This window comes from uncultured Kocuria sp. (assembly GCF_947500125.1).
In the GTDB taxonomy this organism is placed as follows: domain Bacteria; phylum Actinomycetota; class Actinomycetes; order Actinomycetales; family Micrococcaceae; genus Kocuria.
This window is the reverse complement of the sequence record NZ_CANMRA010000010.1, coordinates 105,710-128,841: the sequence shown is the minus strand read 5'-3', so window position 1 is coordinate 128,841 and position 23,132 is coordinate 105,710. Positions and strand designations below refer to the sequence as shown.

21 protein-coding genes are annotated in these 23,132 nt (G+C 72.8%); 4 read left to right on the top strand and 17 right to left on the bottom strand.

The window, feature by feature from the left end; all coding sequences use genetic code 11:
- Positions 1-490 precede the first annotated feature (490 nt).
- The 5 genes from Q0817_RS08990 to Q0817_RS08970 form a co-directional block, all read right to left on the bottom strand.
- Positions 491-895 carry a cytochrome c oxidase subunit 4 gene (locus tag Q0817_RS08990; protein WP_298585990.1) on the bottom strand — a complete coding sequence of 135 codons (405 nt, stop codon included), beginning with the start codon at positions 893-895 and terminating at the stop codon, positions 491-493.
- Between the two features lie 2 nt (positions 896-897).
- A complete protein-coding gene (gene ctaD, locus Q0817_RS08985; RefSeq protein WP_298585987.1) occupies positions 898-2,610 on the bottom strand; it encodes a cytochrome c oxidase subunit I in 1,713 nt (570 codons plus the stop codon).
- A 9-nt stretch (positions 2,611-2,619) separates the two neighbouring features.
- Positions 2,620-3,504, bottom strand: a complete 885-nt coding sequence (gene coxB / locus Q0817_RS08980) for a cytochrome c oxidase subunit II (RefSeq protein ID WP_298585984.1) — start codon at positions 3,502-3,504, stop codon at positions 2,620-2,622.
- A gap of 249 nt (positions 3,505-3,753) precedes the next feature.
- On the bottom strand, positions 3,754-4,125 hold the full coding sequence (locus Q0817_RS08975) for an iron-sulfur cluster assembly accessory protein (RefSeq protein WP_058873612.1): 372 nt from the start codon (positions 4,123-4,125) through the stop codon (positions 3,754-3,756).
- A gap of 84 nt (positions 4,126-4,209) precedes the next feature.
- Positions 4,210-5,631: a dipeptidase gene (locus Q0817_RS08970; protein ID WP_298585978.1), complete on the bottom strand. Its 1,422-nt coding sequence runs from the start codon at positions 5,629-5,631 to the stop codon at positions 4,210-4,212.
- Between the two features lie 107 nt (positions 5,632-5,738).
- On the opposite strand from Q0817_RS08970, the gene Q0817_RS08965 reads away from it, so the two are divergent.
- Positions 5,739-6,299: a DUF3043 domain-containing protein gene (locus Q0817_RS08965; protein WP_298585975.1), complete on the top strand. Its 561-nt coding sequence runs from the start codon at positions 5,739-5,741 to the stop codon at positions 6,297-6,299.
- A gap of 140 nt (positions 6,300-6,439) precedes the next feature.
- Here Q0817_RS08965 and Q0817_RS08960 read toward each other — a convergent pair whose 3' ends face one another.
- Complete coding sequence (locus Q0817_RS08960; protein ID WP_298585972.1) at positions 6,440-7,528, bottom strand: quinone-dependent dihydroorotate dehydrogenase; 1,089 nt, start codon at positions 7,526-7,528, stop codon at positions 6,440-6,442.
- 94 nt (positions 7,529-7,622) lie between these two features.
- On the opposite strand from Q0817_RS08960, the gene Q0817_RS08955 reads away from it, so the two are divergent.
- Entirely contained in the window at positions 7,623-8,681 is a 1,059-nt protein-coding gene (locus Q0817_RS08955; protein ID WP_298585969.1) for an alpha/beta hydrolase, read from the top strand.
- Here Q0817_RS08955 and Q0817_RS08950 read toward each other — a convergent pair.
- The 8 genes from Q0817_RS08950 to Q0817_RS08915 form a co-directional block, all read right to left on the bottom strand.
- On the bottom strand, positions 8,633-9,427 hold the full coding sequence (locus Q0817_RS08950) for an isoprenyl transferase (protein WP_298585966.1): 795 nt from the start codon (positions 9,425-9,427) through the stop codon (positions 8,633-8,635). The genes Q0817_RS08955 and Q0817_RS08950 overlap by 49 nt on opposite strands.
- 2 nt (positions 9,428-9,429) lie before the next feature.
- On the bottom strand, positions 9,430-10,182 hold the full coding sequence (gene recO, locus Q0817_RS08945) for a DNA repair protein RecO (protein WP_298585962.1): 753 nt from the start codon (positions 10,180-10,182) through the stop codon (positions 9,430-9,432).
- Between the two features lie 106 nt (positions 10,183-10,288).
- Positions 10,289-12,034 carry a 2-isopropylmalate synthase gene (gene leuA / locus Q0817_RS08940; RefSeq protein ID WP_298585959.1) on the bottom strand — a complete coding sequence of 582 codons (1,746 nt, stop codon included), beginning with the start codon at positions 12,032-12,034 and terminating at the stop codon, positions 10,289-10,291.
- A 178-nt stretch (positions 12,035-12,212) separates the two neighbouring features.
- Entirely contained in the window at positions 12,213-13,682 is a 1,470-nt protein-coding gene (locus Q0817_RS08935) for an LCP family protein (protein WP_298585956.1), read from the bottom strand.
- Positions 13,683-13,835: 153 nt separating this feature from the next.
- Positions 13,836-14,912, bottom strand: coding sequence for a GTPase Era (locus Q0817_RS08930; RefSeq protein WP_298585953.1), 1,077 nt, complete (start codon positions 14,910-14,912; stop codon positions 13,836-13,838).
- Positions 14,905-16,236 (bottom strand): hemolysin family protein, encoded by a 1,332-nt coding sequence (locus Q0817_RS08925; protein ID WP_298585949.1) that lies wholly within the window; start codon positions 16,234-16,236, stop codon positions 14,905-14,907. Before Q0817_RS08925 ends, Q0817_RS08930 begins: the two co-directional genes overlap by 8 nt.
- A gap of 6 nt (positions 16,237-16,242) precedes the next feature.
- The gene (gene ybeY / locus Q0817_RS08920; protein WP_298585945.1) at positions 16,243-16,749 is read right to left on the bottom strand and encodes an rRNA maturation RNase YbeY; all 507 of its coding nucleotides are present in this window, start codon (positions 16,747-16,749) and stop codon (positions 16,243-16,245) included.
- Positions 16,749-17,834 (bottom strand): PhoH family protein, encoded by a 1,086-nt coding sequence (locus tag Q0817_RS08915; RefSeq protein WP_298585942.1) that lies wholly within the window; start codon positions 17,832-17,834, stop codon positions 16,749-16,751. Before Q0817_RS08915 ends, ybeY begins: the two co-directional genes overlap by 1 nt.
- 290 nt (positions 17,835-18,124) lie before the next feature.
- Here Q0817_RS08915 and Q0817_RS08910 point away from each other — a divergent pair, with 290 nt between their 5' ends.
- On the top strand, positions 18,125-19,051 hold the full coding sequence (locus Q0817_RS08910) for a GerMN domain-containing protein (RefSeq protein ID WP_298585938.1): 927 nt from the start codon (positions 18,125-18,127) through the stop codon (positions 19,049-19,051).
- 34 nt (positions 19,052-19,085) lie between these two features.
- On the opposite strand, the gene Q0817_RS08905 is transcribed toward Q0817_RS08910, so the two are convergent.
- From Q0817_RS08905 to hrcA, 3 genes are all read right to left on the bottom strand, one after another.
- Positions 19,086-19,865, bottom strand: a complete 780-nt coding sequence (locus tag Q0817_RS08905; protein ID WP_298585935.1) for a 16S rRNA (uracil(1498)-N(3))-methyltransferase — start codon at positions 19,863-19,865, stop codon at positions 19,086-19,088.
- Complete coding sequence (gene dnaJ, locus Q0817_RS08900) at positions 19,862-21,013, bottom strand: molecular chaperone DnaJ (protein ID WP_298585932.1); 1,152 nt, start codon at positions 21,011-21,013, stop codon at positions 19,862-19,864. The genes Q0817_RS08905 and dnaJ overlap by 4 nt, the downstream gene beginning before the upstream one ends.
- A 72-nt stretch (positions 21,014-21,085) precedes the next feature.
- Positions 21,086-22,093, bottom strand: a complete 1,008-nt coding sequence (gene hrcA, locus Q0817_RS08895) for a heat-inducible transcriptional repressor HrcA (protein WP_298585929.1) — start codon at positions 22,091-22,093, stop codon at positions 21,086-21,088.
- Positions 22,094-22,268: 175 nt separating this feature from the next.
- Here hrcA and Q0817_RS08890 point away from each other — a divergent pair, with 175 nt between their 5' ends.
- Positions 22,269-23,132: a DUF3097 domain-containing protein gene (locus Q0817_RS08890; RefSeq protein WP_298585926.1), complete on the top strand. Its 864-nt coding sequence runs from the start codon at positions 22,269-22,271 to the stop codon at positions 23,130-23,132.

Here is a 23,132-nt window from a genome sequence, read left to right as displayed (position 1 = left end):
GCGGACAGGGAGATCAGCTGTCCGCCCACGGGGAGATCACCTGACCGCCCACCGGGAAGTCCCGCTGACCGTTGACATCACCAAGCCCGGGGCGGACAGGACCGCTCCGGGCGACGTCCCCAGGGCCGGGGTCAGGGCCGAGGTCAGGGTCGGGTCCGGCGGGCCTCCCTGGCCGACCGGAGGCCGGGCAGTCCGCGCTCAGAGCCACGGCTCGCGAACGGCGCGCGACCGGCCCGCGACCGTGCCGCGGTCCCCCCTGGTGCCCCGGGCACCAGGGGGCCGTCGGCACAGGGCGCGGGCGAGGCGATGTCGCCCGGGTGGTTCGCCCTCCGGTGTGGGTCACCGGTCGCGGGGCGCTCGTCGGTGTGGGCCACCGGTCGCGGGGCGCTCGTCCACAGGGAGAACGCACCGCGGTCCCCGGGCACTGGAAAGGCCCCGGACACCAGGGGTGTCCGGGGCCTTTGTGACGGTCGGCGTTCAGCCGTCCGTGTCAGTGCGCGTGGTCGCCGCGGGAGTACTCGAAGATCAGACCCACGAGACCCAGGATCGCCAGCGGGGCCGCCAGGCCGAGGATCCACCAGCCCATGGCCAGCGCCGTGAACGCCAGGGCGCAGCCGGTGCCGAGCAGCAAGGGCCACCAGCTCCACGGAGAGAAGTGCCCGTACTCGCCGGCGGACTCGACGATCTCGCCGTCGAGCTTGTCCTCCGGCAGCACGCCACCGGTGTTCCGGTTCACGAGCCACAGGTAGACCGCCAGCATGAAGGACATGGCGCCGACGGCGAGCAACGCCGGGAACCCGACCAGCTCGTCGAAGCGGGTCATGAACCCGTAGACCACGCCGACGAGGACGCTGAAGAGCCCGAGGATGACGAACAGTTTGATGGAGAGTTTCATGCTCAGCCCTTCCGCGTGGCGATGGCGCCGTCGTCGACCGGGGACTGCTGCGGGGACTCCGCGGCCAGCTCCGGGTGGTGCAGGTCCAGGGCCGGTCGCTCCGAGCGGATCCGCGGCAGCGAGGTGAAGTTGTGCCGCGGCGGCGGGCAGGACGTCGCCCACTCCAGCGAACCGCCGAAGCCCCACGGGTCGTCGACCTCGATCTTCGTGCCGTTGCGCCAGGTCGTGTACACGTTCCAGAAGAACGGGATCATCGACACGCCCAAAAGCATCGCCCCGACGGTGGAGATCTGGTTCATCCAGGTGAACCCGTCCTCCGGCAGGTAGTCCGCGTAGCGCCGGGGCATCCCCGAGACCCCCAGCCAGTGCTGGATCAGGAACGTCATGTGGAAGCCCAGGAACAGCAGCCAGAAGTGGATCTTGCCGATCCGCTCGTTGAGCATCTTGCCCGTGAACTTCGGCCACCAGAAGTAGAACCCGGCGAACATCCCGAACACCACGGTGCCGAAGATGACGTAGTGGAAGTGGGCGACCACGAAGTAGGTGTCCGAGACGTGGAAGTCCAGCGGCGGGGTAGCCAGGATCACCCCGGTCAGCCCGCCGAACAGGAACGTGAACATGAAGCCCAGCACCCACAGCATGGGGGTCTCGAAGGTGATCGAGCCCTGCCACATGGTGCCGATCCAGTTGAAGAACTTCACCCCGGTGGGCACGGCGATCATCATGGTCATGAACGCGAAGAAGGACAGCATCACCGCACCGGTGACGTACATGTGGTGGGCCCACACGGTCACCGACAGCGCGGCGATGGTGATGGTCGCGAAGACCAGGCCCTTGTAGCCGAACAGCGGCTTGCGGGAGAACACCGGGATGATCTCCGAGACGATGCCGAAGAACGGCAGGGCCAGCACGTAGACCTCGGGGTGGCCGAAGAACCAGAACAGGTGCTGCCACAGCACCGCTCCCCCGTTGGCCGGGTCGAAGATGTGCCCGCCCAGGGTCCGGTCCATGCCCAGCGCGAACAGCGCCGCCGCCAGCGGCGGGAACACCATGATCACCAGCAGAGAGGTGATCAGGGTGTTCCAGGTGAACAGGCCCATCCGCCACACGGTCATGCCGGGGGCGCGCATCGCGATGATCGTGGTGATGAAGTTCACGCCGCCCATGATCGTGCCGAAGCCGGACAGGGCCAGGCCGAAGACCCAGAGGTCACCGCCGGCACCGGGCGAGAACGAGGAGTTGGACAGCGGCGTGTAGGCGAACCAGCCGAAGGAGGCCGCACCCTGCGGGGTGAGGAACCCGGCGGTGGCGATCAGGGACCCGAAGAGGAAGAACCAGAAGGCCAGGGCGTTGAGCCGCGGGAAGGCGACGTCGGGGGCGCCGATCTGCAGCGGGACGATGACGTTGGCGAAGCCGACGAACAGCGGGGTGCCGAACATCAGCAGCATCAGCGTGCCGTGCATGGTGAACAGCTGGTTGTACTGCTCCTTGGTCTCCAGGATCTGCATGCCCGGCTCGAAGAGCTCGGCACGGATCAGCAGCGCCATGACGCCGGCGATGCAGAAGAAGGCGAAGGAGGAGATCAGGTACATGTACCCGATCGTCTTGTGGTCAGTGGACGTGATCCAGTTGACCACCATCCGGCCTTTGGACCGGGGCACCACGCGCGGAGCGACAGTGGCTGCCTCGTCCCGTGAATACTCGAGTGTGGACACCGGTACTCCTTAGTTTTCGAGAGGATTGACGGGCAGGACGTCGTCCGTGCCGGGGTAGGAATCGCGGCTGTACTCCTCGCCCAGGGCCCCGGTCTGGCCGGCGTCGCGCAAGGACTGGATGTGGGCGTCGTACTCGGCCTGGCTGACCACGTTGACGTTGAACAGCATCTCGGAGTGGTACTCCCCGCAGAACTCGGCGCACTTGCCGAAGTACGAGCCCTCCTGGCCGGTGGTGATGCTGATGGTGTTGGTCCGCCCCGGGAACATGTCCCGCTTCTCGAGGAAGGCAGGGACCCAGAAGGAGTGGATGACGTCGCGGGAGGTGACCTGCAGCTCTATGTCGCTGTCGACGGGCAGGTACAGGGTCGGCACCCGCTCGGGGACGCCCTCCTCGCCGTCCAGGTGGCCCTGGATGCCGGTGTCCCAGACGTCCTCGCTCAGGTAGTTGAAGTCCCAGGCCCACTGCTTGCCGTAGACCTGGACGGTGACGTCCGGGTCGTCGTCCAGGGAGGTGATCTCGGCCTGGGTCCGCTCGGTGAAGAAGAAGAGGGACATGATGAGGGCGATCGGGACGATCGTGTAGAAGACCTCGAGGGGGGCGTGGTACGCGACCTGGCGCGGGTAGCCGGTCTCGTACTTGCGACGACGGTAGGCGATCATGCACCAGAGCATGAGACCCCAGGTCACCAGTCCCACGGCGAGGGCCGCGATCCAGGAACCGACCCACAGGTCGAGGATCATGTCGGCGTTGTCGGTGGTGCCACGCTCGGTGGGCATCCAGCCGAGCTTCGCCTCTTCCGAGCAACCCGTCAGCGCGGTTGCTGCCAGGACTGCTACCGCAGACACCTTTGCCGTGCGGCGCCGGAGGCTGTCGGTTCGTGTGTGCGAACTCACAGACGGCCCTTCCTCTTCTTCTCGTGCTCGTCCTCTGCGCGCCGGAGGCCCCGATTCCGGGAGCCCGGACACAGTCAGGTGGAATGTTTCCCTTCGAGCTTACCCCTTGTCGCTGACATCTGGTGACACAGTGTCAGCTTCCGCGCGGCGCTCCGCGACGCCTTCGCGAGCCGCTTCCGGAGGCCCCCGGAACACCGAGAGGCCCGCCGTCCGGACGGACGGCGGGCCTCTCGGGAGGAGCGGGCGGACTCAGTGGAAGGAGTCGCCGCAGGCGCAGGATCCTCCCGCGTTGGGGTTGTCGATCGAGAACCCCTGCTTGGAGATCGTGTCCTCGAAGTCGATGGTCGAACCCTCGAGGTAGGGCACGCTCATCTTGTCCACGACGACCTCGACGCCGCCGAAGTCGCGTACGGAGTCCCCGTCCAGGATGCGCTCGTCGAAGTACAGCTGGTAGATGAGGCCGGAGCAGCCGCCGGGCTGCACCGCCACGCGCAACCGGAGGTCCGTGCGGCCCTCCTGCTCGAGCAGGGCGCGGACCTTCTGGGACGCGACGTCGGTCAGGTCGACGCCGTGGGTGGGGAGGCCGTCCACTGCGGCGCCGTTGTCGGTCGTGACGCTCATGATGCTCACTTTCTGTGGAGGGGTGCCGCACGGGGTCGGGCCGGCGGCAGGTCTACCAGGGGCACAACGGATGGGCCCAGCAGTTCATTCCCGGGGACGCTCCGTGTGACGGGCGGTGTGGTCGAGGGCGAGCAGCATGAGCGTCTCGGCGACCACCGCGCGCTCGAACTCCGCCAGATGGAGGGACTCGTTGGCGCTGTGCGCGCGGGAGTCGGGGTCCTCGACGCCCGTGATGAGGATGGCGGCCTCAGGATAGACCTCCGTGAGGTCGGCGGTGAAGGGGATGGAGCCGCCGATCCCCGTCTCCACGGCGGGCCGGCCCCACGACTCCCCCAGCGCCCACTGGGCGATCCGGGCGGCCTCGGAGCCCATGTCGGTCCGGAAGGACTGTCCCGTCTCCTCGAGCTCGAAGCGCACGTGCGCCCCGAACGGCGCGTGGGCCTCGATGTGGCGCCGGAGCGCCTCCGCGGCCTCGGCGGGGTCCTGCCCGGGGGCCGTGCGCAGGCTCAGCTTCGCCCGGGCGGAGGGGGCGATGGTGTTGGCGGCGATGTCCACGGGCGTGACGTCCATGCCGGTGACGGACAGGGCCGGCTGGGTCCACAGCCGCGAGGCGATCGAGCCGCGGCCGGCCAGCCGGACCCCGTCCCGGACCGCGGCGTCGGCCCGGAACCGCTCTTCGTCGTAGACCAGGTCGGTGTGGTCCTCGGCGAGCAGCCCCTCGACGGCCACGGCGCCGTCGTCGTCGTGCAGGGTGGCGATGAGGCGGGCCAGCAGCGTGGGGGCGTCCAGGACCGGCCCGCCGTACATGCCCGAGTGGACGGCGTGCTCGAGCACCGACAGCTCCACGACGGCGCCGACCATGCCCCGCAGGCTCGTGGTCAGGGCGGGCACGCCGACCTCCCAGTTCGAGGAGTCGGCGATCACGATGACGTCGGCGGCCAGCCGGTCCCGGTAAGTCTCCAGGAAGTCCCGGAAGGACGGGGAGCCGGCCTCCTCCTCCCCCTCCACGAAGACGGTCACGCCGAGACCCAGCTCGTCCCCGCGGTGGGCGGACGCGGCGCGCAGCGCCGCGACGTGGGCCATGATCCCGGCCTTGTCGTCGGCCGCGCCCCGACCGTAGAGACGGCCGTCGCGCTCCTCGGAGGCGAACGGCTCCGAGTCCCACAGCTCGCGCCGGCCCGGGGGCTGGACGTCGTGGTGGGCGTAGAGCAGGACGGTCGGGTGACCGGGCGCGGGGCGGCGGTGGGCGACGACCGCGGGGTGGCCCGGCCCGTCCCCCAGGGGCACGCGCAGGATCTCCACCTCGTCCAGCCCGGCGCCCGAGAGGACGCCGGCCACGGCCTCAGCGCTGCGCTCGAGCTGCGCGGGGTCGAAGGACTCCCAGGCGATGCCGGGGACCGCGACCAGCTCGACGAGCTGCTCGAGGGTCCGCGGCATGTCGGCGCGCACGGCCGCGCGCACGGCGTCGACGGGCACGGGAACGGTCGGGGCAGAGGGCTCGTTCATGGTGCTCACCCTATGTCCGGGGCCCGGCGGGGACCGGCAGGTCCGTCGGCTATCCTTGACGGGTGTTTGGACGCAAGAAGGATGCAGATCGCGCGGGGTCCACGTCGGTGACCGCTGCCCCCGCTCCCACGGACCCGGCCGCCGCCCCGCGGCGGACGCCGGGCAAGGGCCGGCCCACGCCCAGCCGCCGGCAGCAGGAGGCGGCCCGGCGCCGGCCCCTGGTCCCGGAGGACCGCAAGGCCGCGAAGGCGCAGTCCCGTGACGCGGCGCGCGAGCAGCGGATGCGGGCTCAGGCCGGCATGGCCGCCGGGGACGAGCGCTTCCTCGGCCCGCGGGACCGGGGCCCGCAGCGCCGGTTCGCGCGGGACTGGGTGGACTCCCGGATCAACGTCGGCGAGTACCTCATGGTCGTGGCGCTGCTCGCGCTCGTCATCCTGTTCTTCCCCGTCCAGGACGTGGCCACCTACGGCGTCTACCTCATCTGGGCGCTGATGGTCCTGGGCATCGTGGACGCCGTGCTGTCGACGGCCCGGATGAAAAAGGCTATGCAGGCGAAGTTCGGGACCGTGGAGCGCGGCGTGCGCTGGTACGCGGCCATGCGCTCCTTCACGATGCGCCGTCTGCGCCTGCCCAAGCCCCAGGTCGCCCGCGGAGAGCGCCCCTCCTGAGCCCCGACCGGCCCGCGCCCGGCGCGGCCGCGACAGGACTGCCCCCGGACCGTGCGGTCCGGGGGCAGTCCTGTTCCCCCTGACGGAGCGGCCGTCGGCGGCGCCCCGTCAGGGCGTGAGCCGCCGGCTCCCGTGCGCCGTCAGCTCCAGGCCCGGCCCGCCCGGCGGGCCAGGCCCTGGTTGATGCGGCGCGCCCAGAAGGGACCCTCGTAGAGGAACGCGGTGTAGCCCTGCACGAGTGCGGCGCCGGCGTCGAGGCGCTCCTGGACGTCCTCGGCCGTGGTCACGCCGCCCACGGAGACGAGGGTCAGCCGGTCCCCCACGCGCTCGCGCAGCAGCCGCAGCACCTCGAGGGAGCGCCGCCGCAGCGGGGCACCGGAGAGCCCGCCGGCGCCGTGGGCCTCGACCTCGGACGGATCGGAGACCAGGCCCAGCCCGTCGCGGGCGATCGTCGTGTTGGTGGCCACGATGCCGTCCAGACCGAGGTCGAGGGCCAGGTCCGCGACGGCCAGCACGTCCTCGTCCGAGAGGTCCGGGGCGATCTTCACGAGCAGGGGGACGTGCCGGTCCGCGGACTCGTCGGCCGTGCGGCCCACCGCGCTCAGGAGCGGGCGCAGGCTCTCGATCTCCTGCAGCTGCCGCAGGCCCGGGGTGTTGGGCGAGGACACGTTGACCACGAGGTAGTCCGCGAGGGGGGCCAGGGTCCGGGCGCTCTGCAGGTAGTCGTCCACGGCGTCCTCCAGCGGCACCGCCTTGGTCTTGCCGATGTTGACGCCGAGCACGGGACGGGCGCGGCCGCCGTGGTCCGCCTCGAGCTCGCGGCGCGCCCGTGCGAGGCGCGGTGCCACGGCCGCCGCCCCCTCGTTGTTGAAGCCCATCCGGTTGACCACCGCGCGGTCCCGGACGAGCCGGAAGAGGCGGGGCCGGGGATTCCCCGGCTGCGCCTGGGCGGTCACGGTGCCGATCTCGACGTGGCCGAAGCCGAGGTCGGTGAGGGCGCTGACGCCCTCGGCGCCCTTGTCGAAGCCCGCCGCCAGTCCGAACGGGGACGGGAACCGCAGGCCCATCGCCTCCACCTCGAGCGCGGGGTCGGGACGGGTGTACACCCGCAGGGCCGTGCTGACCCGCGCGGTCCGCGCCGCCCGGATCCCGAGGAAGCCGATCCGGTGGGCCCGCTCGGGGTCCATCCGGGAGAAGACGGCCGTGAAGAACGTAGGGTAGAAGCGCATGGCCCCAGTCTTCCACAGGGCACTCCTCCGACCCGGCGGTCGCGGAGGGGCTCCCGGGCCGCCGTCCCGACGACCGCCCTCGCGAGGTGAGGGCATGAGCGCTCCCCCGGACCCGTGGGTCCCCGACGTGCTGGGAGCGGGCTTCCGCGCCCGGACCGTGGACCTGGACCCGGGCTCCGCGCCGCACTCCACCGCCACGGTGGTCCGCTACCGGCCTGGCGACGTCCCGGCGGCGCCGGGCAGCCTGCGCGGAGCGGTGCTGTACCTGCACGGCTGGTCGGACTACTTCTTCAACGCCGAGCTGGCCCGGACGTGCGCGGCCGCGGGGTACGCCTTCTACGCCCTGGACCTGCACGGCTACGGCCGCAACCTCACCGACGAGGTGCTCGCCGAGGAGGACGGGTGCCCGGGGCACACCACGGACCTCGCCGACTACGATGACGACATCGCCGCGGCGCTCGGGCTGATGGCCGAGGACGGGGTCCCCGGCCCGGACGGACGGCTCGTGCTCATGGGCCACTCCACCGGCGGTCTCACGGCGGCGATGTGGGCCTCCCGGCACCCCGGCCGGCTGGACGGCCTGGCGCTCAACGCCCCCTGGATCGGCAGCCACGGCTCCGACGCCGTGGGCGCCGCCCTGCGCCCCCTGGTGGCGAAGCTCGCCGAGCAGCGGCCGGACCGACCGGTGCGGGCCCGGCTGCGCAGCCACTACTACCGGGTGATCAGCGAGCACGCCGAGGGCGAGTGGCCGATCGACCCCCGCTGGCGCCCCGAGACCAGTTTCGACATCACCCCCGGCTGGCTCAACGCTGTCCTTCAGGCTCAGGGTGAGGTTGCGAAGGGGCTGAACCTTCACCTTCCAGTACTGGTGCAGACCTCCGCCCGCTCGTGCATCCGCCCGTGGTGGAGCGAGCGGATGCGCGCGGCCGACACCGTGCTGGACGTCCGGCAGATCCGCCGGCACGCGTCCGACCTGGGGACCGACGTGACGGTGCGCTCCTACGAGGGCGCCGTCCACGACGTCCACCTCTCCCGGGAGTCCGTGCGGAGGGCCGCGCAGCGCGATCTCGCGGCGTGGCTGCGCGGCCTGGGGCGGCGCCCGCCTCAGGCGGAGGCGCCGGGTCCGGCCACACGGTCGACGGCGCCGCCGTAGCGCCGGTCCCGCCGCGCGTAGACCTCGACGGCCTCCCACAGGGTGCGGCGGTCGACGTCCGGCCAGAGGACGTCCTGGAAGACGAACTCGGCGTAGGCGGACTGCCACAGGAGGAAGTTCGAGATCCGCTGCTCCCCGGAGGAGCGCAGGAACAGGTCGACGTCCGGCAGGTCCGGCTCGTCCAGGTAGCGCTGGACGGTCCTCTCGTCGATGCTGCGCGGGTTCAGGGTGCCTGCCCTGGCGTCGGCGGCCATCGCCGCCGCGGCGTCGGCGATCTCGGCCCGCCCCCCGTAGTTCACGCACATGGTGAGGGTGACGACGTCGTTGTCGCGGGTCGACCGCTCCGCCTCCTCCAGGCGGTTGATGACCGAGCGCCACAGGCGGGGCTTGCGCCCGGCCCACCGGATCCGGATGCCCCACTCCTGGAAGGTGGGCAGCTGGCGCTCCATGACGTCGGCGGTGTAGTTCATCAGGAACGTCACCTCGTCCAGGGAGCGCTTCCAGTTCTCGGTGGAGAAGGCGTAGGCGCTGACGTACGGAATGCCCATCTCGATGGCCCCGGCCATCACCTCGATCAGGGCCGCCTCCCCCGCCTTGTGGCCCTCGTTGCGCGGCAGACCGCGCTGGTTCGCCCAGCGCCCGTTCCCGTCCATGACCACGGCCACGTGCCGGGGCACGAACTGCTGCGGGATCGGCGGGGCGCAGACACCGCTGGGATGGGCGGGCGGGGCGGCAAAGCCGGGCATGGTCAGCTCCGTTCCACGAGGTTCAGGGACCGGACGGCCCTCTCCAGGTGCCACTGTACGTAGGTGGCCACGATGGCGGCGGCGGCCCGTGCCGTGCGCACCTCCACCGCGTCGATCCGCTCCCACGCGCCGGTGAGCAGCGCGGAGAGGTGCTCGACGGTGGCGGGGTCGGGTGCGGCGGCCCCGGGCGGGCGGCAGGCCGGGCAGACGGCGCCGCCGAGCTGGGCGGAGAACGCCTCGTGCGGTCCGGGGGCGCCGCACCGGGCGCAGTCGGTGAAGCTCGGGGCCCACCCGGCCGTGGACACGGCGCGCAGCAGGTAGGAGTCCAGGACGGCCCCCGGCTCGTGGAGCCCGCGGGCCAGGGCGGACAGGGCGCCGACGAGCAGCCGGTACTGCTGGGCCGCGGACTCGTCGTCGTTCTCCGTGAACTTCTCCGCGGCCTCCGTCATGGCCGCGGCGGCGGTGTACTTGGCGTAGTCGGCGGCGATGACCGACCCGTAGCCGCGCTTGCCCAGCGCCTGGGAGACGATGTCGAGGTTGCGGCCGGTGACCAGTTGCAGCTCGGCGACGTTGAACGGCTCGAGCCGGGAGCCGAAGCGGGAGGTCGTGCGCCGCACGCCCTTGGCGACGGCCCGGACCTGACCGTGGTCCCGGGTGAGGAGCACGACGATCCGGTCGGCCTCGCCGAGCTTGTAGGTGCGCAGCACGACGGCGTCGTCCCGGTAGCTGCGTGATGCGAACGTCGTCCTGGCCACGGGCTCATTCTCCCACGCCGGGCGGACGGCACGGGCCGGGACGACGACGGCGGGCCGCCCCTCGTCCGGGGTGGCCCGCCGCCGCGCCGCACCGGCCGGCGCGCGCTCAGGCCTGGGCGTCCCGCACGGCCCGGTTCACCGCGGAGACGACGGCCTTCAGGGAGGCACGGGTGGTGTTCGCGTCGATGCCCACGCCCCACAGGACCCGGTCCCCCACGGCGGCCTCGACGTAGCTGGCGGCCTGGGCGTCGCCGCCGGCCGACAGGGCGTGCTCGCTGTAGTCGAGCACGCGCACGTCCACGCCCTCGGACGCGAAGATCGCCAGCAGCGCCTCGATGGGGCCGTTGCCCTGCGCCGTGCGGTGGTGCTGGACGCCGTCGACGTCCAGGCCGATCTCGAGGGTGCTCTCCCCGTCCTCCTCGGAGGTCGTGGTGATGTTGGTGATCCGGTACCGGCCCCATCGCCCGGCGTCCCCGTCCTGGACGGTGGGCAGGTACTCGTCCGCGAACACCTTCCACAGCTCCGCGCCGGAGACCTCCCCGCCGGAGGTGTCGGTGTGCTCCTGCACCACGCGGGAGAACTCGATCTGCGCGCGGCGCGGCAGGTCCAGCCCGTGCTCGTTGGCGAGCAGGTAGGCCACCCCGCCCTTGCCGGACTGCGAGTTCACGCGGATGACGGCCTCGTAGGTGCGGCCCAGGTCCTTGGGGTCGATGGGCAGGTACGGCACGGCCCACACCAGCTCGTCGACGCCGCGCCCCTGCTCCTGCGCGTCCCGGGTCATCCGGTCGAAGCCCTTCTTGATGGCGTCCTGGTGGGAGCCGGAGAAGGCCGTGAACACGAGGTCCCCGCCGTAGGGGGCCCGCTCGGGGACGGGCAGCTGGTTGCAGTACTCCACGGTCCGGCGGATCTCGTCGATGTCGGAGAAGTCGATCTGCGGGTCCACGCCCTGGGTCAGCAGGTTCAGGCCCAGGGTCACGAGGTCCACGTTGCCGGTCCGCTCGCCGTTGCCGAACAGGCAGCCCTCGATGCGGTCGGCACCGGCGAGGTAGCCCAGCTCGGCCGCGGCGACCCCGGTCCCGCGGTCGTTGTGCGGGTGCAGGGAGACCACGGTGGCGTCACGGTTGTAGAGGTTGCGGCACATCCACTCGATGGAGTCCGCGTAGACGTTGGGGGTGGCCATCTCGACGGTGGCGGGCAGGTTGAGGATCATCTCCCGGTCCCCGCCGATCTCGAAGGTCTCGGCCACGGCGTTGGAGATGCGCGCCGCGAACTCGAGCTCCGTGCCGGTGTAGGACTCCGGGGAGTACTCGTAGGTCACGGACGTGTTCTTCAGCTGCTCCTCGTGCTTCATGCACAGCCGCGCCCCCGTGAGGGCGATGTCCACGATCCCGTCCATGTCCTGCTCGAAGACCACGCGCCGCTGCAGCGTGGAGGTCGCGTTGTAGAGGTGGACGATCGCCTTGTCGGCGCCGTCGATGGCCTCGTAGGTGCGCTCGATGAGGTGCTCGCGGGACTGTGTCAGGACCTGGATCGAGACGTCGTCGGGGATCCGGTCCTCCTCGATGAGCCGGCGCACGAAGTCGAAGTCGGTCTGGGAGGCCGAGGGGAAGCCGACCTCGATCTCCTTGTAGCCCATCCGCACGAGCAGCTCGAACATCTTGAGCTTGCGGTCGGAGTTCATGGGGTCGATCAGCGCCTGGTTGCCGTCGCGCAGGTCCACGGCGCACCAGCGTGGAGCCTCGGTGATGACCCGGTCCGGCCAGGTGCGGTCGGACAGGTCGAAGGGGAACTGCTGCTGGTACGGGACGTACTTGTGGATCGGCATGCCGGAGGGCTGCTGGTGATTGCGCATGGGGTGGGCCTGTTCTGCTCGAGACGTCTGCGGGTGGCCGGGCATCAGGAACTCCGCAACGGGAGGCCGGCCACTCTCTCGACGGGTCAGGCCCCGTTGCGGCACGTAAGGAGGAGGAATGTCCCAGTCCGCATGTGTCCAACCTATCACGCGGCACCCGGCGCGCCGGGCCGCGCGCTCACCAGTCGCCGGCCGCCTCCTGGCAGGTGTACTGCTCGGCGGTCTGTCCGTTGAACTCACCGGGCAGCACCGCTCCGAGGTCGAGCCGGTCCCCCTGCCGGAAGTCCTGGCCCACCGAGACGAACACCCCGGCGACGTCGGTGGTGGGCACGATCTGCGAGGAGGGGACGCCCAGCAGCTCGGCGACCTCGACGGCCGCCTCGTACCAGCCCGCGCCGAAGAAGACCTGGGTGCCCGGCAGCTCGGTGGCCTGCGGACCGGACTCGACGGCGGTGTACCCCTCGGCCTCGAGCACGTCGGCGATCTCCGCGTCCCGGCCGTCGACGCCGGAGACGTTGGCGACCGTGAGCGGGACCGTGGCCGGGTCGACCGACGGGGCCGGCGTGGTGGCGCCGGGCGACGGGGTCGCGGAGGAGGACGGGGCGTCGGTGGGCTCCGCGGACGGCGACGTGAGCGGCCGGTCCTCGCGCAGGGCCTCGAAGAGGTGCTCGGCCGGCTCCTCGTCGAGCTGGAGCCGGTTGGGGTCCGGCTCGTACGGCTCCGTGGGCACGGTGACGAAGACCATGGCGCCGAGGTCGATCCCCCGGACGGCCGTGGCCAGGCCGACCACCGTCGGGACGGACCCCAGCCCCTCGTCGACGTGCAGGTTGCGGGTGGCGACGTCGGCGATCTCGTAGAGCCTGGGCAGGTCCCGCAGCGTGCCCTCGTCCTTGATCTTGCGGGCCAGGGACGCGAGGAAGGACTGCTGGGACCGGATCCGGCTCGTGTCCCCGCCGTCGCCGAAGGCGGCGCGGCTGCGCAGGAACGCCAGCGCCTGCTCGCCCTCCACGGAGGACACGCCGGCGGGCAGCTCCAGACCGGACTTCGGGTCGTCGACGGCGTCGTTGACGCACACCTCGACCCCGCCCACGGTCGAGGAGAGCTCCTTCACGGCGTCGAAGTCGGCGAGCATGAAGTGGTCGATCTTGAGGCCGGTCATCTCGTTGACGGTCGCGACCGTGCACCCGGGGCCGCCGTTGGCGATCGCGGAGTTCAGCATCGCGTCCTCCTCGGCCGGGTGGACCTCACCGGTCTCGGGATCCGTGCAGCGCGGGATGTCCGCCACCAGGTCGCGCGGCAGGGACACCACGGTGACGCCGCTGCGGTCCTCCCTCACGTGCACCAGCATCATGACGTCGGTCAGACCGGCCCCCGAGCTGTCCTCGTCGTCGCCGTAGCGCTCGTTGCCCTCGCCGTCACGGGTGTCCGTGCCCATGACGAGGATGTCCAGCGGACCGGCCTCGGGCCCGGTCCCGTCGCCCAGGTCGAGCGGGGAGGTGTCCAGGTTCGACTGCAGCCGCCAGGTCGCGGCCACGCCGGCCCCGAGGACCGCGAGCAGCACGACGACCAGCGCGACGGCGGCCCAGCGCTTGCGGGACCATCGGCGGGCGCGGTGGCGTCCGTGGGCGTCGGGGGGCGTTGAGGACACGGTGACTCTCTCCTGGCAGGCCCCGCGCACGAGGCCCGGGGTCGGGGGGACGGCGCCCGGCCGGGGCGCCGGGTGTCATGGTAGTCGCCCGCCCCGGGGCTCGGGGCGGGCGACGCGGCGGGGTGGGGGCACGGTCGGGGGTGCGCCCGCGGCTCAGAAGCCCAGGCGGGAGAGCTGCTTGGGGTCGCGCTGCCACTCCTTGGCGATCTTCACGTGCAGGTCGAGGTAGACCTTCGTGCCCAGGAGCGCCTCGATGGCGGTGCGGGACCGGGTGCCGATCTCGCGCAGCCGCGCGCCGCCCTTGCCGATGATGATGGCCTTCTGCGACGACCGCTCGACGTAGACGTTGACGCGCACGTCCAGCAGCGGGCGGTCCGCGGGGCGGCCCTCGCGGGGCACCATCTCCTCGACCACGACCGCGAGGGAGTGCGGCAGCTCGTCCCGCACCCCCTCCAGGGCGGCCTCCCGGACGAGCTCGGCGACCATCGTCATCTCGGGCTCGTCGGTCAGCTCGCCGTCGGGGTACAGGGCCGGGGACTCCGGCATCCTGCCGATGAGCAGTCCCGCGAGGGCTTCGACCTGGAAGCCGTCCACGGCGGAGACGGGGATGACGTCGGCCCAGCCCGGGTCCCCGGAGTCGGGGCGGGGAGCGTGCGCGGCTCCGGCGCGGTGGCGGGGCTTGCGGGCGGCCCGTTCGGCACGCTCGGCGCGGACCCGGTGCTCGGCCTCCATGACGGAGCGGCCCAGCTCGGTGACCGCCAGCAGCTGCTCGGCGAGCTCGGCGCGGGACACCGTGTCCGTCTTGGTCACGATCGCCACGACCGGCTTATTCCCGGAGGCCGCGAGCTGCTGGGCGATGAACCGGTCCCCGGGGCCGATCTTCTCGTTGGCGGGCACGCAGAAGCCGATGACGTCGACCTCGGCGAGGGTGTCGGCCACGAGGTCGTTGAGCCGCTCGCCGAGCAGGGTCCGCGGCCGGTGCAGGCCCGGGGTGTCGACGAGCACGAGCTGGCCCTCGGGCCGGTGCACGATGCCCCGGATGGTGTGCCGGGTGGTCTGCGGCCGGCTCGAGGTGATCGCGACCTTCTGCCCGACCAGGGCGTTGGTGAGCGTGGACTTCCCGGCGTTGGGCCGGCCGACCAGCACGGCGAACCCGGCGCGGAACGGGGTGTGCTCCCCGGCGGCGGGCTCCCCGGCCGCGGCGGGAACGGCGGGTGTGGGCTCAGACATGGTGGTGGGTCTCCTCCTCGGACTCCTGGGCGGCGGGCTCCACGGCGGTGGAACCCGGGGGGACCCACTCGGGGTCCCGGCGGACCTCGAGCTGGCCCACCCGGTTGCGCCGGCCCTCCAGGGTGACGGCCTCGAGGACGATGCCCTCGACGGTGGCGCGGGAGCCCACGATGGGCACCCGGCCGATGGACTTGGCGAGCAGCCCGCCGGCCGTGTCGACCTCGTCGTCCTCGAGGTCGACGCCGAACAGGTCGCCCAGGTCCTCGACGCCGAGCCGGGCGGAGACGCGGTAGCGGCCGTCGCCGAGCTCGGCGACCTCGGGCTTCTCCCGGTCGTACTCGTCGACGATCTCCCCGAGCAGCTCCTCGATGAGGTCCTCCAGGGTCACGAGCCCGGCGGTGCCGCCGTACTCGTCGACGACGATCGCCACGTGGATCGACTCGAGCTGCATCTCGCGCAGCAGCTCGTTGACCTTCTTCGACTCGGGCACGTAGCGCACCTCCCGGGCGAGCTCGCAGAGCCCCCCGAGGCGCAGCCCGGTGCCGAGGCGGTGCACCCGCTCCGCGAGGTCCTTCTGGTACAGGATGCCGAGGACGTCGTCGGCGCTCTCGCCGATCACCGGGATGCGGGAGTAGCCGGAGCGGAAGAACAGGTTCAGGGCGTTGTCCACGGTGTCGTCGTCGTCGACGGAGACCATGTCGGTGCGGGGCACCATGACGGCCCGGACGTTGGTGTCGTCGAGGTCGAAGACCGAGTGCAGCAGCTCCGCCTCGTTGTCCTCGATGAGGGCCTGGCCCGTGGAGCGGTCCACGAACTCGAGCAGCTCCTCCTCGGTCAGGTAGCCCGGGGCGGTGCGCTCCGGGTCCCGGGCGACGGAGGAGCCCAGGCGCACGAGCATCCCGGGGACCGGGCCGAGCACGGTCCGCAGCACGCGCACGAGGCCGGCGGTGGCCCGGACGGTGCCCGCGGCGTTGCTGCGCCCGACCTGGCGGGGCGAGACCCCGGTGAGGACGAAGCCGACCGCGGCCATCACCACGGTGGCCAGCAGACCGGCCAGCCAGACGTCGTCGAGGCCGTCGAACATCGCCAGGGCGACCGCCACGGCGGAGGCCGTCTCGAACCACACGCTCCAGAAGCGCAGGGCCTGCAGGTGCGCCGTGGGCGTGGCCAGGATCCTCGCGGCGGAGGAGTCGGGGGCGTCCCGGGAGATGGCCTCGGCGTCCGCGCGGGGCAGATAGGTGAGGCCCGTCTCGGCGGCCGTGAGGACGAAGGCCGTGCCCAGGAACACGATCGCCGCGACGACCAGGACGGCAGTGGTCATCATGGGGCGCTACTCCATGGTCTCGACCGGCGCGGGCCGGCCGAGGAAATCGGTCAGCAGGTCCCGCTGGAGGGCGAACATGACCCGCCGCTCCTCGGGCTCGGCGTGGTCGTGACCCAGCAGGTGCAGGATGCCGTGGGTGGTGAGCAGGCACAGCTCGTCCGCGACGGAGTGCCCGGCGGCCTCGGCCTGCCGGCGTGCCACCGGGGGGCACAGCACGATGTCCCCCAGGGTGCCCTCCGCCGGCTCCTCCGGGGTCCCCGGCCGCAGCTCGTCCATGGGGAAGGACAGGACGTCCGTGGGGCCGGGCAGGTCCATCCACTCGACGTGCAGGCGCGCCATCTCGTCCTCGTCCACGACCGCGATCGACAGCTCCGCCTCGGGGTGCACGTGCAGCCGCTCCAGGACGTGGTCCGCGAGCCGGCCCAGCAGCTCGACGTCGACCGCGGCCCAGGCCGGGCGCTCCCCGGCGGGGACGTCCTGCGGGTCGACCTGGAGGTCGAACTCGACGGCCATCAGGCCTCCGCCCCGTCCTCGTCCGGACCGGCCGGCGCGGCGTCGCGGGCGGCGCGGGCGTCGTCCTTGCGCCGGCGCCGCTCGTTGCGGTGCCGGTTGGTCGTGTCGAAGGCGTCGTAGGCGCTGACGATCCGGCTCACCAGCTCGTGGCGCACCACGTCCTCCGCGGTCATCTCCGTGAACGCGACGTCCTCGACGCCGCCCAGCACGTGCTGGACCTGGCGCAGCCCGGAGGCGGCGCTGCCCGGCAGGTCCACCTGGGTGACGTCCCCGGTGACGACCATCCGGGAGCCGAAGCCGAGCCGGGTGAGGAACATCTTCATCTGCTCGGGCGTGGTGTTCTGCGCCTCGTCGAGGATGATGAACGCGTCGTTGAGGGTGCGGCCGCGCATGTAGGCGAGCGGAGCCACCTCGATGGTGCCGGCCTCCATGAGGCGCGGGATCGAGTCCGGGTCCATCATGTCGTGCAGCGCGTCGTAGAGCGGGCGCAGGTACGGGTCGATCTTCTCGCTGAGCGTCCCGGGCAGGAAGCCGAGCCGCTCCCCCGCCTCCACGGCCGGGCGGGTGAGGATGATCCGGGACACCTCCTTGGCCTGCAGGGCCTGGACGGCCTTGGCCATGGCCAGGTAGGTCTTGCCCGTGCCGGCGGGGCCGATGCCGAAGACCACGGTGTGCTCGTCGATGGCGTCGACGTAGGCCTTCTGGTGGAGCGTCTTGGGGCGGATCTTGCGGCCGCGGCTCGAGAGGATGTTCTGGGTCAGGGCGCCGCTGGGCCGGGCGGTGAGGTCCCGGCCGATCAGCTCGAGCAGCTGGGCGATGACCTGGGGGGTGATCGAGGTCTCGCGGCCGGCCAGGACCTTGAGCTCGTCGAAGAGGGTGGCGGCGATCTGCACGGGCCCGCTCGGGCCCTCGATGCCGAGCTCGAGACCGCGCGGGCTGGTCGCGAGGCCCGGGAACGCCGTCTCCACCTGGCGCAGGGTGTCGTCCCCGGATCCGAGGCAGCGGACCATCGTCTCGCGGTCGGGGAAGGTGATGACGGTGCGGGCCGTCAGTGGGTGCGTGGTGCCGGGCAGCGTCTCAGTCATGGGTCCGGCCGCGCGGGCCGTGCTCTCGCTCTCAAGTGGGTTGCCGTGGAAGGGTCGGCGGACGGTGCTCGTCCTCCGTCCAGGGTACCGCGCGGTTCCGGCGCCGAAGGGCGCGGAGGCCCACATTCCGATTTGGTATCGGTCACGGCCGCCGGGCCTCCTCGGCTGGGGGCGCCACCGGCCGCTGTGCTGGAATGGTCCGGTCCTCCGGCAGGGGGACAGGTGCGGCCTCCCCCCGGTGCCGGCACCGCCCCCAGCAGATCCCGGAAAGCCGAGGTGCGCGTCCCCCCATGTCCACTGCCCGTTCCCGGCACTCGCCCGCCCGCGGCCGGCTCCCCGTGCTCGCGCTGTCCGCCGTGGGCGTCCTCGTCCTCGGCGCGTGCGCCGCCGGTCCGGGGAGCTCCCTCGACGGCGCGGTCCCCGCGTCGGGCACGGCGCCGGCCGCGCCCGCCGCGACGAGCACCGCCGACGGGACGGTGGCCACCACGAAGCTGCCCGTCTACTGGGTGGGCCGTGTGGCCGGCGAGGAGCGGCTGTTCCGGGAGTTCCGGGACGCCTCGGAGGCGGCCGCGGCCGTGGACCCCATCGCGGCGGCGGCGGCGCTGATGACGGCGGCGAGCCCGGAGGACCCGGACTACCGGACGCTCTGGTCCCCGGTGGACCGGGTGGGCGCCTCGACGTCCCCGGAGGGGACCATCACGGTGGACCTGCCGTCCGAGGCCTTCCGCCCGGGACTGGACGAGCGCGAGGCCCGGCTGGCCCTCCAGCAGCTCGCGCACACGGTGACCGCCGCCGCCGGGACGGCGGGCCTGCTGCCCGAGGGCTCCGAGGCCGAGGTGGTGGTGCTCGTGGACGGGCGTCCCGACGAGGAGGTCTTCGGGTCCGTGCGCCTCGATGCCCCGCTGCGTCCCGACGAGGGAGTGGAGGCGCCGATCTGGCTCGACGAACCGCGGCAGGACGCACGCTCCGAGGGGTCCCTCACCGTCTCGGGCCGGGCGCTGGACGGGGTCCGGGGCGGGCGGTGGACCGTGGCCGCTCCGGACGGGGAGCGCGTCTCGAGCGGTGCGGCGGCCGTCGTCCCGCGCAGCGACGGGACCACCGGGTTCCGGGCGGAGCTCGAGCTGGAGCCGGGCGACTACGTGGTGACGGTCGTCGGCCGGGACGCCGAGGGCGGGACCGTGCGCGACGACAAGGACGTGGAGGTCCTGCCCGGCTGAACCGCCCGGCGCCGCCGGCCCGGACGGGCCCGGCTCAGCGCGGTCCGGACGACCAGCGGCCGAGGCCCGCGCTGAGCACCGCCAGCGCGGCCGGGCCGGCGGTCGAGCTGCGCAGCACCTCCGGGCCGAGCCGGACCGCGAGGGCCCCTGCACCGGCCAGGACGTCGAGCTCCGCGGGGGCGATGCCCCCTTCGGGGCCCACCACCAGGACGATCCGCTCGGCGCCCTCCCACGGCGCCCCGGGGACGCCGGTCAGCTCGGCGAGGGGCTCGCTCGCCTCCTCGTGCAGGACGAGGCCCCGGGTCCCCGGCTCCCCCAGCAGGCGGGCCAGCTCCCGGGTGCTGCACAGGGGCAGCACCTGGGGCCAGGCCGCCCGGCGGGACTGCTTCGCGGCGGCCGCGGCGGTGTGGACCCACTTCTCGTGGCTCTTGGCGGCGCGCTCCTTCTTCCACCGCACGATCGAGCGGTCCGCCTGCCAGGGCACCACGGCGTCGACGCCCAGCTCGGTGGCCGTCTCCACGGCCAGCAGGTCCCGGTCGCCCTTCGCGAGGGCCTGGGCGAGGACGAGCCGGGGCGTGCGGACGGGTTCGGTGGTCACCGAGACGACGCCGACCTCCATGCTGTCGCGGTCCGCCGCGCGCAGCTCCCCGGTGGCCCGGGCCCCCGCGCCGTCGACGAGCTCGAGGCGCTCGCCGGGCGCGAGACGGCGCACGGTGACGGCGTGCCGGGCCTCCGGGCCGGTGACGGTGAGCGCCGCGCCGGGGCCGAGGCCGGCGAGCCGGCCCGGCTCGACCTTGAAGACCGGCAGGCTCACAGGTCGGAGAACCTGTCCCGGAGCCGGGAGAAGAAGCTGCCGGAGCCGGCCGGGGAGTTCAGGGTCGTGCCGGTGGACTGGTCCTCGCCGCGCAGCCGGGACAGCTGCTCGAGCAGCTCGCGCTGCTCGTCGTCGAGTGCTGTGGGGGTCTCGACCTCGAGGTGGACGAACAGCTCGCCCCGGCCGCCGCCGCGCAGCCGGGTGGCCCCGAGCTCGTGCAGGGTCACGGTGTGGCCGGTCTGCGTGCCGGGGGCCACGGGCACCTCGCGCTCGCCGTCGAAGGTCTCGAGGGTCACGGTGGTGCCGAGGGCCGCGGAGGTCATGGGCACCCGGACGCGGGCGTGCAGGTCGTCGCCCTGGCGCTCGAACGTGGGGTCGGGGTCGACCTTGAGCTCGACGTAGAGGTCGCCGTTGGGCCCGCCGGCGGTGCCGGCCTCGCCCTGGCCGGAGAGGCGGATCCGGTTGCCGGTCGAGACGCCGGCGGGGATCTTGACGGTCAGCGGACGGCGGTCGCGCACGCGGCCCTCGCCGTAGCACTCGTGGCAGGGGTGCTTGATGACGGTCCCGAAGCCCTGGCAGGTGGCGCACGGCGCCGCCGTGACCACGGTGCCGAGGATCGACTGGACCTGGCGCTGGACCTGGCCGGACCCGTGGCAGACGTCGCAGGTCTGGGGCTGGGTCCCCGCCTGGCAGCAGCTGCCCTCGCAGGTGGGGCAGACCACGGCAGTGTCCACGGTGATCTTCTTCTCGGTCCCGAAGACCGCGTCCTGGAGGGAGACCCGGACGTTGATCAGGGCGTCCTGGCCCTGCCGGGTGCGGGACGCGGGACCGCGCCGGCCGGAGCCGGCGCCGCCGGCGCCCTGGAAGAACGTGTCGAAGATGTCGGCGAAGCCGAAGCCCGAGCCGGGGAAGCCCCCGCCGAACCCGGTGTCGGTGCCGTTCTCGTTGCCGGTGGCGTCGTAGACGCGGCGCTTCTCGGGGTCGGAGAGGACGTCGTTGGCGTGGGAGAGGCGCTTGAAGTCCTCGGCGGCCTCGGGGCCGGGGTTGACGTCGGGGTGCAGCCGGCGGGCCTTTTTGCGGTAGGCCTTCTTGATCTCTTCCTGGCTGGCGTCCCGGGACACGCCCAGGGTCTCGTAGTGATCGCTCACCGTGGTCCGTTCTGTCGAGAGGTCTGTGGTGGGTTTCGCTGGAGGGCCCCGGGGGACGGGGCCCGTGGGGGCTCAGCCCCCGAGGATACGGGAGAGGTAGCGGGCGACGGCGCGCACGGCGGCCATCGTGGACGGGTAGTCCATGCGCATCGGGCCCACGACCCCCACCTTCGACTGCGGCCCGTAGCCGGTGGCCACGACCGCGGCCTCGGACAGGGGGCCCTCGGCGTTCTCCGTGCCGATCCGCACGGCGACGCCGCGGGCGTCCTGCTCCATCTCGGAGAGCAGCCGGAGCATCACCACCTGCTCCTCGAGGGCCTCGAGGACCGGGCCGATGCTCAGGTGGAAGTCACCCGTGGCGCGGGCGAGGTTGGCGGTGCCGGCCATGACCATGCGGTGCTCGGCCCCGCCCGCCGCGAGGGCGCCGACGGCCTCCCCCACGGCCGCCGCGGCCGGCTGGAGCGGCGGGGCGGTGCCCGCCACCATCACCGCGAGGGCGTCCGGCACCGCGGTCAGGGAGCGTCCGACGACGGCGGCCAGCACCCGGGCGCGCAGCTCGAGCAGCTGGGACTCCTCGAGGGGCGACCGCAGCACGGCCACGCGCTGGGCCACCCGGCCGTTGGTCGGGATGAGCACCACGAGCACCCGTCCGGCCCCGAGGTCCACGACCTCGACGTGACGCACGGTCACCCCGGACGCGTGCGGGTACTGCACGACCGCGACCTGCTGGGTGAGCTGCGCGAGCAGCCGCACGGTGCGCTCCATGACGTCGTCGATGTCCGCGGCGTCGTCGAGCAGCCGCTGGATGGCCCGCCGTTCCGGGCCTGAGAGCGGCTTGACGGCCGCGATCTGGTCGACGAACGTGCGGTAGCCCTTGTCCGTGGGGATCCGGCCCGAGCTCGTGTGGGGGGCCGTGATCAGGCCCTCCTCCTCGAGCGCGGCCATGTCGTTGCGCACGGTGGCCGAGGAGACGCCGAGCCGGTACCGGTCCACCAGGGCCTTGGAGCCCACGGGCTCCCGGAAGTGCACGTAGTCCTCCACGATGGCCTGCAGGATCTGCAGTCGTCTCGGATGGTTCACGTCGCTCCTCCCGGGTGAGTTCTCGCCGCCCGGCCTCCCTGGCACTCGGGCGGCCACAGTGCTAACGCCGTCCAGTGTAGCCCCCGTGTCCGACGGCCGGTCCGCCGCCCTCGGTTTGGTACGCTTCCGGCTGATCCGCGCCGGACGCGCGGCACGGCGACCCGGGAGGACGACCATGAGCGACCACGGCTGGGGGCCGCGCAGCCTCGACGACGACGCCCTCGCCCGCCGCCGGCCGGTCTCCGCGGAGGTCCCGGTCGCCCCCGGGATGCTCCTGGAGGACGTCACGACCGGCTGGGTGGGCGCGGTCGTGTCCCTGGAGACCATCGGCGGCATGCGCGTGATGGGCCTGGAGGACCGGAGAGGGCGGGTCAAGGCGTTCCCCCTGGGGCCGGGCTTCCTGCTCGAGGGCGAGCCCGTGGTCGTCGTCGAGCCCCGCCGGGCCCCGGCGGCGAAGCGGCCGGCCCGCACGCGGTCGGGGTCCGTGGCCGTCGAGGGGCTGCGCGCGAGCACCGCGAAGGCCTCCCGCGTCTGGGTCGAGGGCTACCACGACGCCGAGCTCGTGGCCAAGGTGTGGGGCCACGACCTGGCTGTGGAGGGCATCGTCGTGGAGCCGCTGCACGGCATCGACGACCTGCCCGCCGCCGTGCGGGAGTTCGGCCCGGGGCCCGGGCGGCGGCTCGGGATCCTCGTGGACCACCTCGTGGCCGGCTCCAAGGAGTCCCGGATCGCGGCCGAGACCATGCGCCTGCCCGGCGCCGCGGGCAACGTCCTGGTGCTGGGCCACCCGTACGTCGACATCTGGCAGGCGGTCAAGCCGCGCACGCTCGGCGTCGACGCCTGGCCCGTGGTCCCGCGGGGCACCGACTGGAAGACCGGCACCGCCGCCGCCCTCGGCTGGCCGCACCGCACCCCCGGGGACCTGGGGCGGGCCTGGCAGCACATCCTCTCCCGCGTGGACAGCTACGCCGATCTGGAGCCGTCCCTGCTGGGCCGGGTCGAGGAGCTCATCGACTTCCTCACGGCCCCCGGGGCCTGA